17 protein-coding genes are annotated in these 14183 nt (G+C 75.4%); 9 read left to right on the forward strand and 8 right to left on the reverse strand.

Translation table 11 applies throughout. The features are described 5' to 3' along the window. Positions 1-1100 (reverse strand): ABC transporter permease (locus tag AKI01S_RS22765; protein WP_245681734.1); only part of this gene is annotated, 1100 nt, incomplete at its 3' end. 14 nt (positions 1101-1114) lie between these two features. Next, positions 1115-1846, reverse strand: coding sequence for an ABC transporter ATP-binding protein (locus AKI01S_RS22770; RefSeq protein WP_067821488.1), 732 nt, complete (start codon positions 1844-1846; stop codon positions 1115-1117). Between the two features lie 87 nt (positions 1847-1933). Here AKI01S_RS22770 and AKI01S_RS22775 point away from each other — a divergent pair, with 87 nt between their 5' ends. Further along, the gene (locus AKI01S_RS22775) at positions 1934-2539 is read left to right on the forward strand and encodes a response regulator transcription factor (protein WP_218009774.1); all 606 of its coding nucleotides are present in this window, start codon (positions 1934-1936) and stop codon (positions 2537-2539) included. A 10-nt stretch (positions 2540-2549) separates the two neighbouring features. On the opposite strand, the gene AKI01S_RS22780 is transcribed toward AKI01S_RS22775, so the two are convergent. Together AKI01S_RS22780 and AKI01S_RS22785 are read right to left on the reverse strand one after the other, a co-directional pair. Further along, complete coding sequence (locus AKI01S_RS22780; protein WP_067821491.1) at positions 2550-2900, reverse strand: DoxX family protein; 351 nt, start codon at positions 2898-2900, stop codon at positions 2550-2552. Between the two features lie 3 nt (positions 2901-2903). Further along, positions 2904-3737: a sigma-70 family RNA polymerase sigma factor gene (locus tag AKI01S_RS22785; RefSeq protein WP_245681735.1), complete on the reverse strand. Its 834-nt coding sequence runs from the start codon at positions 3735-3737 to the stop codon at positions 2904-2906. Between the two features lie 195 nt (positions 3738-3932). On the opposite strand from AKI01S_RS22785, the gene AKI01S_RS22790 reads away from it, so the two are divergent. Beyond that, entirely contained in the window at positions 3933-4232 is a 300-nt protein-coding gene (locus AKI01S_RS22790) for a hypothetical protein (protein WP_067821496.1), read from the forward strand. A 21-nt stretch (positions 4233-4253) separates the two neighbouring features. On the opposite strand, the gene AKI01S_RS22795 is transcribed toward AKI01S_RS22790, so the two are convergent. Continuing rightward, positions 4254-5150 (reverse strand): RNA polymerase sigma-70 factor, encoded by an 897-nt coding sequence (locus tag AKI01S_RS22795; protein WP_157420038.1) that lies wholly within the window; start codon positions 5148-5150, stop codon positions 4254-4256. 201 nt (positions 5151-5351) lie between these two features. Between AKI01S_RS22795 and AKI01S_RS22800 the strand changes: the two genes are divergently transcribed. The 3 genes from AKI01S_RS22800 (at position 5352) to AKI01S_RS22810 (ending at position 7803) form a co-directional block, all read left to right on the forward strand. Further along, entirely contained in the window at positions 5352-6113 is a 762-nt protein-coding gene (locus AKI01S_RS22800; RefSeq protein ID WP_067821502.1) for an SDR family oxidoreductase, read from the forward strand. Between the two features lie 88 nt (positions 6114-6201). Beyond that, on the forward strand, positions 6202-7044 hold the full coding sequence (locus AKI01S_RS22805; protein WP_067821505.1) for a sulfite exporter TauE/SafE family protein: 843 nt from the start codon (positions 6202-6204) through the stop codon (positions 7042-7044). A 306-nt stretch (positions 7045-7350) separates the two neighbouring features. Continuing rightward, entirely contained in the window at positions 7351-7803 is a 453-nt protein-coding gene (locus AKI01S_RS22810) for an iron chaperone (RefSeq protein WP_067821508.1), read from the forward strand. A gap of 23 nt (positions 7804-7826) precedes the next feature. On the opposite strand, the gene AKI01S_RS22815 is transcribed toward AKI01S_RS22810, so the two are convergent. Next, positions 7827-8348, reverse strand: coding sequence for a hemerythrin domain-containing protein (locus AKI01S_RS22815; protein ID WP_067821512.1), 522 nt, complete (start codon positions 8346-8348; stop codon positions 7827-7829). A 101-nt stretch (positions 8349-8449) separates the two neighbouring features. On the opposite strand from AKI01S_RS22815, the gene AKI01S_RS22820 reads away from it, so the two are divergent. The 3 genes from AKI01S_RS22820 (at position 8450) to AKI01S_RS22830 (ending at position 10707) form a co-directional block, all read left to right on the forward strand. Further along, entirely contained in the window at positions 8450-9037 is a 588-nt protein-coding gene (locus tag AKI01S_RS22820; RefSeq protein ID WP_067821516.1) for an HD domain-containing protein, read from the forward strand. A 71-nt stretch (positions 9038-9108) separates the two neighbouring features. Continuing rightward, entirely contained in the window at positions 9109-9567 is a 459-nt protein-coding gene (locus AKI01S_RS22825) for a DUF5946 family protein (protein ID WP_157420040.1), read from the forward strand. Between the two features lie 111 nt (positions 9568-9678). After that, the gene (locus AKI01S_RS22830; RefSeq protein WP_218009775.1) at positions 9679-10707 is read left to right on the forward strand and encodes an alpha/beta hydrolase; all 1029 of its coding nucleotides are present in this window, start codon (positions 9679-9681) and stop codon (positions 10705-10707) included. A 15-nt stretch (positions 10708-10722) separates the two neighbouring features. Here the strand turns inward: AKI01S_RS22830 and AKI01S_RS22835 are convergent, their stop codons facing one another. Continuing rightward, positions 10723-11469, reverse strand: a complete 747-nt coding sequence (locus tag AKI01S_RS22835; protein WP_067821519.1) for an SDR family oxidoreductase — start codon at positions 11467-11469, stop codon at positions 10723-10725. Positions 11470-11566: 97 nt separating this feature from the next. Between AKI01S_RS22835 and AKI01S_RS22840 the strand changes: the two genes are divergently transcribed. Beyond that, the gene (locus AKI01S_RS22840; protein WP_067821523.1) at positions 11567-11923 is read left to right on the forward strand and encodes a winged helix-turn-helix transcriptional regulator; all 357 of its coding nucleotides are present in this window, start codon (positions 11567-11569) and stop codon (positions 11921-11923) included. A 187-nt stretch (positions 11924-12110) separates the two neighbouring features. Here the strand turns inward: AKI01S_RS22840 and AKI01S_RS22845 are convergent, their stop codons facing one another. Then, a complete protein-coding gene (locus tag AKI01S_RS22845; RefSeq protein WP_218009776.1) occupies positions 12111-14168 on the reverse strand; it encodes a sensor histidine kinase in 2058 nt (685 codons plus the stop codon). Positions 14169-14183 lie beyond the last annotated feature (15 nt).

Here is a 14183-nt window from a genome sequence, read left to right on the forward strand (position 1 = left end):
GCCTCCACCGGCCGCAGCCGCGCGACCCGCCGCGCCGCGACCCGCGCCGCCAGCCACGCCGCCGGGACCGTCGCCGCCACCGCCACGACCGGCGGGAACACGCCCACGCTGAGCGGCAGGTTCGCCGGGATCGCGCCCAGCGCGGTGAACGCCCCGTGCAGCCACCCGCCCAGCAGCATCCCCGCCAGCGCCCCCGGCACCGCCGCCGCGAGCCCCAGCACCAGCGCCTCACTCCCGATCATCTTGCGGAGCTGCCGCGGCGTCATCGCCACGGCCCGCAGCAGCGCCAGCTCGCGTTCGCGCTGCTGCATGGCCAGGCCGAACGTGCCCACCACCGACAGCAGCGCCACGATCAGCGACGTTCCGCCGAGGGCCGCGCCCATGCTCACCAGCCGGGCCCGCGCCCCGTCCGCGCCCAGGAACTCCACGCGCCCCCGGCCGTCTCCGACCTGCACGACCGCGCCCGACCCGCGCACGGCCTCCCGCACCGCGCCCTCGGCCCCGGCGGGCCACACGCCGACGGCGTTCACCTTCCCGGCCCGGACCGCCAGCCGCCGCGCCTCCCCGGTCGAGAGGAACACGACACGCTGGTGCTCCAGCCGCTCCCTGGTGACGCCCACGACCCGGTAGGACCCGACGCGCGCCCCGACCCCGGGCCCGCCGGCGTCGACCACGATCTCGCCGTCGGCCACCGGGGCCCGCCCGGCCCGCAGCGTGAACGGCGTCAGCGCCGCCGACTCCCAGCCGTGCCCCTCGGCCCCCGTCCCCGGCACCGGGAAGCTGACCTCGGTCACCACCGAGCGCACGCCCGGCACGCCCCGCAGCCGTTCCGCCAGCTCCGCCGGGATCCACGCCCGCGCGGTGTTGGGCTTGCTCTTCACCTTGGTCTTGACCTCGTCCCCCTTCACCTTCCGCTTCTGGAAACGGGTCTCGGGGTCCCCGGCGACGACGATCGGCGCGCCCGCGTACCGTTCGGGCTTCACGGTCCCGCGCAGGCCGGTGTCCAGCAGCATCCCGCACGCGCACACCATCGCCGCCGCGCAGAACAGCGCGACGAACGCCCCGGCGAACGCGGCCTTGCGGTACCGCAACGTGTTCAAGGCGAGTGACAGCATCAGGCGTACGCCCCCAGACGGGTCATGCGCTCGGCGACGGCCTCGGCGGACGGCGTGTGCATCGTGTCCACGATCCGCCCGTCCGCCAGGTAGAGGACGGTGTCGGCGTACGAGGCGGCCACGGGGTCGTGCGTCACCATCACCACCGTCTGCCCCAGCTGGTCGACGGTCTCCCGCAGCAGCCGCAGCACCTCCCGCGCGGTCATGGTGTCCAGCGCCCCGGTCGGCTCGTCCCCGAACACCACCTCCGGCCGCGTGACCAGCGCCCGCGCGATCGCGACCCGCTGCTGCTGCCCGCCCGACAGCTGCGCGGGCCGGTGCGACGCCCGCGCGCCGAGACCCACGCGTTCCAGGACCTCGCCGAGCCAGGCCCGGTCGGCCCTCCGGCGGGCCAGGCGCAGCGGGAGGGTGACGTTCTGCTCGACGGTCAGCGACGGGACCAGGTTGAACGCCTGGAACACGAACCCGATCCGCTGCCGCCGCAGCTCCGTCAGCCGCGCCTCGCCCATCCCCGACAGCTCCGTGCCGCCGAGGCGCACCCGCCCGGCCGTCGGCCGGTCCAGCCCCGCCGCGCAGTGCAGGAGCGTGCTCTTGCCCGACCCCGACGGCCCCATCACGGCCGTGAACCGGCCGCGGGGCAGCCCCACCGACACCTCGCGCAGGGCGGCGACCGCCCCGCGCCCCTTCCCGTACACCCTGCTGACCGCGTCCAGCTCCACCGCATCGCTCATGTCTCCAAGCCTGCTGACCTGCGACGTCCCGCAGTAGAGCGCCGATCACGCGGCACCCGTGAATTCCTCACGGGTAGGCTCGTGATCGTGATCCGGGTTCTGCTCGCCGAAGACCAGCACATCATCCGCGGCGCGCTCGCCGCGCTGCTGAACCTGGAGGCGGACCTGGAGGTCGTCGCCGAGGCGTCCGACGGCGCCGAGGCCGTCGACAGGGCCCTGGCCCTGCGCCCCGACGTCGCGGTGATGGACATCGACATGCCCCGCAAGGACGGCCTGGCGGCGGCGGCCGAGCTCCGCGAGAGGCTGCCCGCCTGCAAGGCCCTGATGCTCACCGCCCACGGCAAGCCCGGCCACCTGCGCCGCGCCCTGGACGCGAGGGTCCAGGGCTTCCTGCTCAAGACGGCCCCGCCCGAGGAGCTGGCCGCCGCGATCCGCCGCGTGGCGTCCGGCGAACGCGTGCTGGACCCGTCCCTGGCGCTCACCGCGTGGGACCTGTCGGACAACCCCCTGACCCCGCGCGAACGGGACGTCCTCGCGCTGGCCGCCGAGGGCGCCGAGCCCGACGAGATCGCGACCCGGCTGCACCTGTCGCCCGGCACGGTCCGCAACAACCTGACGGCGATCATCACGAAGCTGAACGCCCGCGGCCGCACCGACGCGGTCCGCATCGCGACCGGGTCCGGCTGGATCTGACGGCCGCCCCTCAGCGCAGGGCGGCGAGCGCCAGCGAGCCCACCGCCAGGGCGAGGAAGGCGCCGGGGAACGCGATGTTGTGGAAGACCCGCGCCCGGACGTGCGCGACGACGGCCCCGAGGAAGAACAGCACCAGCCCGGCGGCGGCGGCGGTCCCGAGGAGCTCCACCCCGAGCAGCCCGAGCAGCAGCCCGCCCGCACCGGCGGCCTTCAGCAGCGCCAGCGCGGGAAGGGCCGACCGGGGCACCCCGACCTCGGCCGAGTTGGCCAGCACGAACCGGGCCCCGGCCAGGTCGGCGACGGCGATGGCGGCGTTGGCCACGATCGTGGCGACGGTGACGGCGACATAGGCGACGAACATCGGTCAGCCCTCGATCCGCAGCAGGTCCAGACGCCGCGGGTCGGCGACGACGTCGTAGTGGACGATGAGCCCGTCGACGACCCGGAAGACCAGCGCGAGGTGCGACCCGACGGCGATCCCGGGCCGCCCGTCGACGGTGACCAGCCGGGCGTTCCTGGCGTTGTCCCGTAGCGCCCGGGTCTCGGCGACGACCTCCCGCGCGCCCCGGATCCGCTGGGCGGCCCCGGCCGGAACCGCCTGGGGGTCGGCGGTCCGCACCACGTCCGGGTGGAGGACGGCCACGAGCCCGTCGAGGTCGCCCTGCCGGGCGGCCCGGAGGAACGCCTCCACCACGGGCCGGGCCCGGCCGGGCTCGTCGCCCCCGGGCGCGTCGGCCCGGCGCAGCCGCCCCCGCGCCCGGCTGGCCAGCTTCTTCGCCGACGCGGGGGAGGTGTCCAGGACGCGGGCGACCTCCTCGAAGGGGACGCCGAACACGTCGTGGAGGATCAGCGCGACCCGCTGCGGCGGCGTCAGCTCCTCGACGACGACCACCATCGCCGAGGTCAGCTCCCCGGCCAGCGCCACGACCTCCTGCGGGTCGTCGCCCCCGTCCACCGCGGGAAGCTCCTCGGGCCGCCGGGGGACCTCCCGGGCCCGCCGCAGGAAGTCCAGGCACAGCCGGGTCACCACGGTGGTCAGCCACGCCTGGGTGTTGCGGATCTCCGCGGGGTCGGCGGCGGCGTACCGCTCCCAGGCCTCCTGCACGACGTCCTGGGCGTCGGCCTCCGAGCCGAGCACCCGGAACGCCACCGCGAGCAGACGCGCCCGCTCCCGCTGAAAAACCCCGTTCCGATCCACAGAACGCTCCCTTCGAGTCACCCACCAGACGCACGGCGCCCCCGAAAGGTGACCCACCACGCCGAACCGGTCCGAGCGAACCCGATCACGGCCGATGATGGAGTGGTCCGTGCGCCGGAGGAGGGAACCGCTATCAGATCAGCTCGCGACGACACCTCCAGGGCGAGGCGGCGCCGGGCCGCGGTCGCGCTCGCCGTGGCCGCCGGAGGCCTGTACCTGGTCGGCCTGTTCCTGCTCGTCCCCTGGGAGAACGACTACCACTCCTGCAACCTGTGGCGTTACGGCGTTCCCGACCCGCCCGCCGCGCAGGGCCCCGGCTTCGACGACATGGAGCGGAGGGCGTTCCCGCCCCAGGCGACCTGCCGCTGGGAGGACGGCTCCACGGTGGACCGCGTGCCCTGGTACCTCGGCCTCGGCGTGCTGTTGTGCTCGGCGGCTTCGGTCGGGGCCGCCGTGGCGGGCCGCCGCGGCGGCCGGGGCGCGACCTCGACGTGATCCGCTCGGGGCGTCGCGGGCTCAGCGGCTCAGCGCGGTCTCCCGCCCCACCCGCGACAGCTTCTCGGGGTTGACCACGAAGTAGAGCCCGGTGACGAGACCGTCCTCGATCCGCATCGCCGCGACGCCGTGGATCCCCCCGTCGCGTCGCAGGACCAGCGCCGGGTGGCCGTTGACCTGGACCGGTTCGACCGACGTCCAGGCGCCGACCTTGTTCCAGCCGACGGCCAGCAGGCGGGCCACCTTGTCGGCCCCGGTGATGGGCCGCCGCACGGCGTGCACGACCCCGCCGCCGTCGCTCAGCAGGACGACGTCGGGTGCGAGGACGTCCAGCAGACCTTGCAGGTCGCCGGTTTCGAGCGCGCGCTGGAACGCCTGGAGCGCGGCCCGGCTCTCGGCCGGGGAGACGACGTCGCGTGGCCGGCGGGCGGCGACGTGCGCCCGTGCCCGGTGGGCGATCTGGCGGACGGTGGCCGGGGTCCTGTCGACGGCCTGGGCGATCTCGTCGTAGTCCAGGTCGAACACCTCGCGCAGCACGAACACCGCCCGCTCGGTCGGGCCGAGGGTCTCCATCACCAGCAGCATCGCCATCGAGACGCTGTCGGCCAGCTCCACGTCCTCGGCCACGTCGGGCGTGGTCAGCAACGGCTCGGGCAGCCACGGCCCCACGTAGGACTCCTTGCGGCGGCCGAGCGTCCGCAGCCGGTCCAGCGCCTTCCGGGTGGTGATCCGCACCAGGTAGGCCCGCCGGTCCCGCACCTCGTCCAGGTCCACGCCCGCCCACCGCAGCCAGACCTCCTGGAGGACGTCCTCGGCGTCGGCGGCCGAGCCGAGCATCTCGTAGGCCACGGTGAACAGCAGATTGCGGTGGGCCACGAACGCCTCGGTGGCGGCGCCCACGGAATCGCCCTCGCTCATACCCGGCTCCCGCCCGTCCGTTCTCGACCGTGCTCCTGGCAGAAGACTCCGCAACCCGCCGCTTCGTGACATCCGCGGCCGGTGACGTACGTCACGTGAACGGCTCTGTCACGGGGGACGGGACACCGGCGTCTCTTGCTCGTCAGCATGCCGCGCCGACGATCCGCGCGGCACACGACCCCCACGAGTGAGGACGAAACCATGGCGACCACGAAGGCGCAGCGCCCGGCGGAGCGGACCACGGTGCTGGTCACCGGCGGCAACAAGGGGCTCGGTTTCGAGGCGGCCCGGCGGCTCGGCGAGCGGGGCTGGACGGTCTTCCTCGGCTCGCGCGACGAGGGCCGGGGACGGGAGGCCGCCGCCCGGCTGGCCGACGGCGGCGTGGACGTGGTCATGGTCCCGCTGGACGTGACCTCGGACGCGTCGGTGGCCGGCGCGGTGCGGCTCGTCCGGGAGCACACCGACCGGCTGGACGTACTGATCAACAACGCCGGTACGCCGGGGAACGTCGTCGCGCCCGCGGACGCCACGGCCGAGGAGATCCACGCGGTCTACGACACCAACGTGTACGGGCCGGTCAGGGTCACGCACGCGTTCCTGCCCCTGCTGCGGGCGGCGGACGAGCCGCGGGTGGTCATGGTGTCCAGCGGCGGCGGCTCGTTCGCGGTCGTGACCGACCCGGACCAGCCCGTCTCCCGGATGCACGAGCTGGCCTACAGCTCCTCGAAGGCGGCGCTGAACATGATCACCGTCCGGTACGCCCAGGCGCTGCCGGACATCAGGTTCAACGTCGCCACCCCCGGGGAGGTCGCCAACCGGAAGTTCGCCGCCACCGACATGAACCACCACACCGGCGAGCTGACGGTCACCGAGGGCACCGACTCGATCGTCCGGCTCGCGACGCTCGGCGCCGACGGGCCGACCGGGATCTTCGTCGACCGCCTCGGCCCCGTCGCGTGGTGACCGCGCGCCCGGTCCCCGGGCGGCGGCACGGCATCCTTGGACCCTGACCGCGTGCCCGGCGCGGGGCCGGGCGATGGGAGGGGCCGAGATGAGCACCGACGACGCCACCGCGACGGCGGCCGGCAAGGCGCGGTCGATGCCGCCGGTGTTCGCGGCCGGGGCCGCCGTGGGGGTGCTGGGCGGGATGATCGGCCTGGGCGGGGCGGAGTTCCGGCTGCCGCTGCTGATCGGGGTGTTCGGGTTCGCGGCCCTGGCGGCGGTCATCCTCAACAAGGCGATGAGCCTGATCGTGGTGCTGACCGCGCTGCCCGCCCGGCTGGCCGCGGTCCCGGCCGCCGAGGTCGCCGCGCACTGGACGGCGGCGGCCAACCTGCTGGCCGGAAGCCTGCTGGGGGCCTGGGTCGGGGCGTCGTGGGCGGTGCGGACGCGCACCGCCACCCTCCACCGGGTGCTGGCGGCGCTGATGGTGCTGATGGCCGCGGCACTGGTCGCGACCCACGCCGCGCCGGGCTCCCTGGCGCTGCCCGGCCCGGTCCAGACGGTCGCCGGGGCGGTGGCCGGGTTCGGGATCGGCGTGGTCGCCGCCATCATGGGCGTGGCCGGGGGCGAGCTGCTGATCCCCACGATCGTGCTGCTGTTCGCCGTGGACATCAGGACCGCCGGGAGCCTGTCGCTGGTGGTGTCGCTGCCCACCATGCTGGTGGCCTTCGCCCGCTACAGCCGGGACGGCAGCTTCGCCGTGCTGGGCGCGCACCGCCGGTTCGTGGCGGTCATGGTCGCCGGGTCGGTCGCCGGGGCCCTGCTGGGCGGCCTGCTGCTGGGCACCGTCCCCGACCTGGTCCTGATCCCCGCCCTGGCCCTGATCCTGCTGGTCTCGGCGGTGAAGACGGCCCGCCACGCCGCCCCGGAGACCGAGAACCGGACCGCCTGACCCGGCCGGGCGTGGTGGGGAGGGGCCGGAAGCCCTCGCCCCGGAACCAGCGGAACGTCTCCAGCATGGTCTCCGGGGACCTGTCCGCCCACCGCTCGTCCATGTCCATGGCCTTGAACGCGCTCAGCCACGGGCCGCGTCCTCGGGCGTCGGGGGCGCTCCGGGACCGGCACCGACCCGTTCTCCGTGGTGGTTTCCGTGGTCGGCACGGAAGCGGCCCGTGCCCCGGCCGGGGGACAGTATGACCACGGAGGTCGACCCGGCACCACCGGGCGGACCAGGACCCACGAACACCAGGGAGTGACCATGGCCGGCACCGCGAACAGCAGCTACGAGGGGTTCACCGCCGAGGAGCGGGCCGCGATGAAGGAGCACGCCCAGGAGCAGAAGAAGGCGGCCCGCCGGGCCTCGCGGGCGGACAAGGCGGCCGAGGCGCTGCGGGACGTGCTCGCGAAGATCGCCGAGATGCGGGACCCGGACCGGGTCATGGCCGAGCGCGTCCACGCCGTCGTCACCGCCAACGCCCCGGCCCTCGAACCGAAGCTCTGGTACGGGATGCCCGCCTACGCGCTGGACGGCAAGGTCGTCTGCTTCTTCCAGAGCGCGGAGAAGTTCAAGGCGCGCTACGCGACGCTCGGGTTCAACGACCTGGCGAAGCTGGACGACGGCCCGATGTGGCCGACCGCGTTCGCCCTGACCGAGGTGACGGCCGAGGTGGAGGAGCGGATCGGCGAGCTGGTGCGGCGGGCGGCCGGCTGAGCCGCCCGGTGAACGGACGCGGGCTACGGGGTCGTCGGCGTGCCCGCCCGCAGGAAGGCGGGCGGCGCGCCCGCCCATTCCGGGACGTTCAGGGCGTCGAGCGCCTCGACGATGCTGCGCTCCTCGTACCGGAAGTGCGACTCCACGATCGCCATCAGGCCGTCCAGCTCCCCGCGCACCCGCTGCGCCTCCCGAGGGTCGCCGGTCTCGGGGCCCAGCCCGCCGGCCAGCTCCTGGAGCCTGCGCAGGATGCCGGAGACCAGCCAGTGGTCCTCGCGCAGTTTGTCCAGCGTGGGGGCCAGCTCGGGGTGTCGCTCGGCCAGCGCGGGGAACGCCCCGGCGTCCTCGCCGGTGTGGTGGCGTTCCAGCGCGGCGCAGAAGGCCAGGCAGTGCGCGCGCAGGTCCCGGGGCCGCGTGCCGCCGTCGAGGTAGGCGTCCACGTCGTCGCTGAGGCGGGCCAGCTCCCCGCGGAGCCGGTCATGGACTTCGACCAGCTGGGAGCCGAACGCCGTCAGGCGCGCGTCCGGTGCGTCGGAGGATTCCATCTGCGCCTCATCCTGGGGCGCGCCGGACCGCCCGTCAAGATCGGAAGCCGGGTCGTGCTCTACGGTCGTCGTGTGGTCGGCGGTCGTGGGAAAGGGTGAGCGTGGCGGACGAGACGGAGCGGCTGGCGGGGTTCCTGTACGAGATCGGGCTGCTCAAGCGCTACCGGCGGACGGGCTGGCTCGTCGCGGGTGTCGGGGACCCCGAGAGCATCGCGGACCACTCGCTCCGCGCGGCGGTCATCGCGAGCGTGCTGGCCGCGCTGGAGGGGGCCGATCCCGCGCGGGCCGCGCTGCTCAGCCTCTTCCACGACAGCCAGGAGACCCGCCTCACCGACATCCCCTACCTGGCCCGGCCCTACGTCACGAAGGCGTCGAACGAGCGGGTCACCGCGCACCAGACGCGCGGGCTGCCCGAGGCCGTCGCCGCCATGATCACGGGCGCCGTGTCCGAGTACGAGGGGAAGTCCAGCCCCGAGGCCGTCTGCGCGCGCGACGCCGACAAGCTCGAATGCCTGATCCAGGCCGTCGAGTACCGCGAGCAGGGCAACCGGAACACCCAGCCGTGGATCGACAGCTCCCTGGAGCAGCTCCGGACCGAGTCCGCCAGGCGCCTGGCGCGGCAGGCCCTGGAGACGGGCTCGCTCGACTGGCTCGCCCGCGCGATGAACGGCGACGACCCCGCTCCTTGACCCTCCGGCAGGTGGAGATCCCAGACTCGGGGACGGCGGCGCGCGGCAGGTCAGGGGAAGGAGACGCGACGGTGATCCACTGTCCGGAATGCGGGGCCCCGGCGGAACCGCGCTCCTGCGAGGAGCTCTTCCACGTGCTGCTCGCGCTGGACCACTCCCGGCGGCCGCCCTGGGGTCCGCTGCACGGCGTCTCGGTCTCCTGCTTCCTGCTCCAGCACCCCAGCCGGATCCCGGGCACCGACGCCGCGCCTCCCTGGAGCCTCCTGCACGCGTACCTGCGGGACGGTCCCGACGGCGCGGACCGGCGGGTCCGCCACGCCCGGCGCGGCAACTCCCACCGTGCCCCCGGCAGGGCCCTCGCGGCCGCCCCCGAGGTCGCGGCCCCGGCCGTGGACCGCCCGCCGGTGCGCTTCGCCGTGACGATCGCGGAGGTCGCCGGGGACGGGGACTTCCCCGCCGAGGGGTTCCCCGAGCGCGTCCGGGACTGGGCCGCGGCGACGGTGGACGCCTGGACCTCCCGCCCCGGGTGAGGCGAGCGCCGTGGCGCGGGACGCCGACCCCTCGTCCAAGAAAACTCTGTACAACGTACAAAGATTGGCTATGGTGTATGGCGTACAGAGTTTCCTTGGACGAGGAGATCCATGCGCACCTTCCCCATCGCCGCGGCCGCGCTGGCGTTCGCGGCGTTCGCGCCGGTCCCGGCGGCGCACGCCGCCGCCCCGGCCCGCTGCCAGGGCGTCACGGTCGCGGTGTCGATGGCGCCCGGCGAACCCGCCGACCAGCGCGTCGCGGGCACCCTGTGCGCGCCCCCCGGCCGGCGGGCGACCACGGTGCAGGTCCTCGTCCCCGGCGGCACGTACGGGCAGGGGTACTGGTCGACGCGGCCCGCGCCCCGCGTGCCGTCGTACGTCGAGTCCATGAACCGCGCCGGGTACGCGACGCTGGCGATCGACCGGCTGGGGGCCGGGCGCAGCTCCCGGCCGTCCAGCGACCGCTACCGGCCCCAGACCCACACCGGGACCGTCCAGCAGGTCCTGCGCGAGCTCCGCGCCGGGCGGATCGGCGGCCGCCACTTCGCGCGCGTCGTCCTGGCGGGCCACTCGCTCGGCTCCGCGATCGCCATGCGGATCGCCGTCGACCAGCCCCGGGCCGTCGACGGCATCGTGCTCACCGGGGTGGCGAGCCGGCAGAACGACGCGGCGTTCGCCGAACTGGAGCAGGCCCTCCACCCGGCCGGCCGTGATCCGCGTTTCGCCGGTCTGGGGCTCGACGACGGCTACGTGACCACCAGGCCCGGAACGCGCGCGGACTTCTTCTACCACCGCCCGACGATGGCGCCCGCCACCCTCGCCGGGGACGAGGCCGCCGCGCAGCCGGACGTCTTCCCCTCGTTCGAGGCGTTCCCCACGCCGGAGGAGTACCGGCGCATCCAGGTCCCGGTCCTGCTCGCGGTCGGCCGGCACGACCGGCTGATCTGCGGCGGCGCCGGTTCCGACTGCTCCGGCCCCGCCGCCCTGCGGGCGCAGGAGGCTCCCTGGTACGGGCCGTCCGCGCGCCTGCGGGCGGTGGTGGTCCCCGGTTCCGGCCACTCGATCAACCTGCAGCGCACCGCCCCGATCCTGTTCGAGGCCGTCCGCTCCTGGGCCGACCGGCACGTCGCGCCCCGCTGACCCCCGGGCTGAGCCTCAGGGCGCGGTGAGGACGCGGAAACCGGCGTCCACCGGGATGCGGGCGCCGGTGACCGCGGGGAAGCCGCCGTCGAGCAGCGCGGCGATCACCGGCGCCACGTCGGCGGGCTCGACCATGCGGCCGAGGATGGACCGCGCGCTCAGCTCGGCCTCGGTCTGGGTGCGCGCGGCGGCCGGGACGTCGGTGCGGACGGCGCCGGGGGAGACGACGTTGACGGCGACGCCGTGCGGCCCCGCCTCGGCGGCCACGTACCGGGCGAAGGTGTCCAGCGCGGCCTTGGCGGTGGCGTGGGCGATGGCGCCGGGGCGGGTCAGCTCGGCGCTCAGGCTGGAGACGTAGACGATCGCCCCGCCGCGCCGCTCGCGCATGCCGGGCAGCAGGGCGCGCGTGACGTGGAAGGCGGCGGCCAGCTCCCCGCCCACCTTGTCCATGAAGGCGTCCCACGGGATGTCCTCGAACGGCGCGAACGGCGGGGTGATGTTGGCGTTGCAGACCAGGGCGTCCACGGGACCGCAGGCCGCGGCCATGTCCGCGACGCCGGCGGCGTCGCGGACATCGGCCTGGAACGGGCGCGCGGTGCCCCCCGCCGCCTCGACGGCCCGGGCCGTCTCCCGGGCCGCCGCCGCGTCGCCGCGGTAGTTGACGATCACATGGAAGCCGCGACGGCCCAGCTCCACGGCCGTGGCGGCGCCGATGCCGCGCCCGCCTCCGGTGACGAGCGCGACGCGCTGTGTGTTGTCCATGCCCCGACGATAGGAAAGCAGCTTACTTTCAGGAAGTACGTACCTTTGGGTAAGGTACTGAGCCACAAGAAGGCTCGCAGGTGGGGACGGTACGGCGATGGACGATGTCTTCCGGCGGGACTGCCCGGCGCGGATGGTCCTCGACCACGTCACCGGCCGGTGGGGCGTCCTGGTCCTGACCGCGCTGCGCGAGGGCGACCTGAGGTTCTCCGAGCTGCGCGCGAAGGTGGAGGGGGTCAGCGAGAAGATGCTGTCCCAGACGCTGCGCACCCTGGTCCGGGACGGGCTGGTCAGGCGGACCGTCGAGCCGACCGTCCCGCCCCGGGTGTCCTACGGGCTGACCCCGCTCGGCGCCGGGATCACCGAGCCCCTCCAGGCCCTGACCGGCTGGATCAAGAGCCACGCGGCGGAGATCATCGAGGCGCAGACCACCTACGACGCCTCGCCCTCCTGAACCCGCGCTCCGGCCGAGGACGGTGCCCGCCCGGTAGGTGACCGTCCTGCCCTCGACCGTGTCCGTGCGGGCGACCGTGTACCGGGTGCCGAGGTGGCGGTAGGTGGCGGGGTCGAGGACGATGCTGTGCCGGTCGCCCAGGTGGTCGGTCCGGGCGGACGCCACGCCCTGCGGCCCGCCGCGCCGGTCAGGGGGCGGGGCGGAGTGCAGCGGTGAGGACGAAGCCGCCGTCCCCGGCCGGTCCCGCGGTCAGGGCGGCGTCCACCGCGGACAGGCGGGTGGCCAGGTTGCCCAGCCCGGAGCCCGGGGGAGTCACCGCGCCGGACACCCCGTCGTTGCGGACCGTCAGGCCGGCCGCCGAGACCTCGACGGCGCAGCGCGTCGCGGCGCTGTGCCGCAGCACGTTCGTGACCGCCTCGCGCAGCACCACCGCCAGGACCGGTTGGGCCTCGTCCGGGGGGTCGCCCGCGACGGTCACGGTCACCTCGATGCCGGCCGCCGCCAGGATCGACCGCGCCGTCTCCACCTCCTTCGCCAGCTCCAGTCGCGGGGCCTCACCGGCGACGGTCGCCATGTCGGCGCGGGCGCGTTCGGCCATCGCCGCGATGTCGGCCAGCTCGGCGCCGGCCCGGTCGGGCGGCAGGCGGCGGGCCAGCTCCGCCTTCAGCAGGATCGCCGTGAGGCTCTGGCCCAGCAGGTCGTGCAGGTCGCGGGCGGCGCGCAGCCGCTCGGAGACCACCGCCGAACGCGCCAGGTCCGCCCCGGCGGCGCGCAGCTCGTCCGACAGCCGCGCCAGGGACGCCATCCCGTAGACGATCAGGCCGGTGACCAGGGCGCTGACCATCGCGTTCGCGGTCGTCGCGGCGTCCGCGCCGAGGACGGGCGCGAGCACGCCCACGCTCGCGACGACCAGCACGGCGACCGGCCACGCCGCCGCCCCGAACAGCAGCAGCAGCGACCCCAGCAGGAACCCCGGCACCGGGGCCCACGCCCCGCCGAGCCACGGCATCGGCAGGTAGCTCAGCACCGCCTGCGCGCCCAGGAACCACGGCCAGTGGCGCACGCGCGGCCGCGTCCACAGGAACTGCGCCCCGCAGACCACCGCCAGCGCCGGGACCGCGATCCACAGCCGCGACGGGGGGACCTGCAACAGCCCGCGCAGCGACAGCCCCACCAGCACCACCCCGAGCAGCGCCAGCGACATCCGGCGTTCCGCGCTCGGCCGGGGCCGCGGCACCGCGGTCACCTGCACCGACGCCGCGACCCGGAACCTTCCGCCGGCGTCCAGCCCGGTGTCCAGCCGCCCCCCGGCCGCCGCCAGCCGCCGCCGCACGTCCTCCAGCGCCTCCGCGCCCCGCGCCGCGGTCGGCACGCCGTCGCTGATCACCCGCAACGTCAGCAGCCCGCCCTGCTCGTCGGTCTCGATCACGCACCGCCGCGCGGTCCCCAGCCGCACCACGTCGGTCACCGCCTCCCGCAGCACGGTCGCCAGCAGCGCCCCCGCCTGCCCCAGCGGCTCGGCGTGCCGGACGTCCACCGCCACCTCGACCCCGGCCGCCGCCAGCAGCGACCGCGCCGTCGCGATCTCCGGCGCCAGCGACAGGCTCCGCAGGTCGGCGGCGGCCTCCCGCGCCGTGCTCAGCGCCGACCGCGCCACCGGCAGCGCCGCCGCCGCGTCCCCCGGCCGCGCCAGCGCCTCCAGCGCCCGCCCGATGCTCGCCTCCAGCAGGGTGGCGACCCGCAGCCGCTCCTCCCGTACGGCCGTCAGCGCCCGCGTCAGCCGCGCCGCGCCCGCCGCCTCCACGCGTTCGGTCAGCGCGCACAGCCCGTAGGTCGCCAGCGCGGCCAGCACGACCGTCCCCGCCGCGTCGAGCGCGCCCGCCACCGACGCCGCCCGCGCCGCCGCGACCCCCACCCCGGCGGCGACGACCAGCGCCGACGCCCACCACCGCGACCCCAGCAGCAGCGCCCCGGCCGCCACCCCGAGCAGCCCGACCGGCCCGCCGAACCCCGCCACGGCCACCGCCGCGGCCCCGGTCTGCGCCACCGGCAGCCACCACCGCCGGAACCGGGCCAGCCCCGGCACCACGTGCGGCAGCAGCGACGCCAGCACCGCCAGCTCCAGCGGCACCAGCGCGACCGCGCCCGGCCGCCCGAACGCCCCGACCACGTACACGCCGACGAACGCCGACAGCGCCGCGACGGCGATGGTCCGGGCCGTCCGGGGTCCGTCCAGGGGGATCACCCTGAAATGGTACGA

Origin of the sequence: Actinomadura kijaniata NBRC 14229, from assembly GCF_001552175.1 — a bacterium.
GTDB lineage: Bacteria > Actinomycetota > Actinomycetes > Streptosporangiales > Streptosporangiaceae > Spirillospora > Spirillospora kijaniata.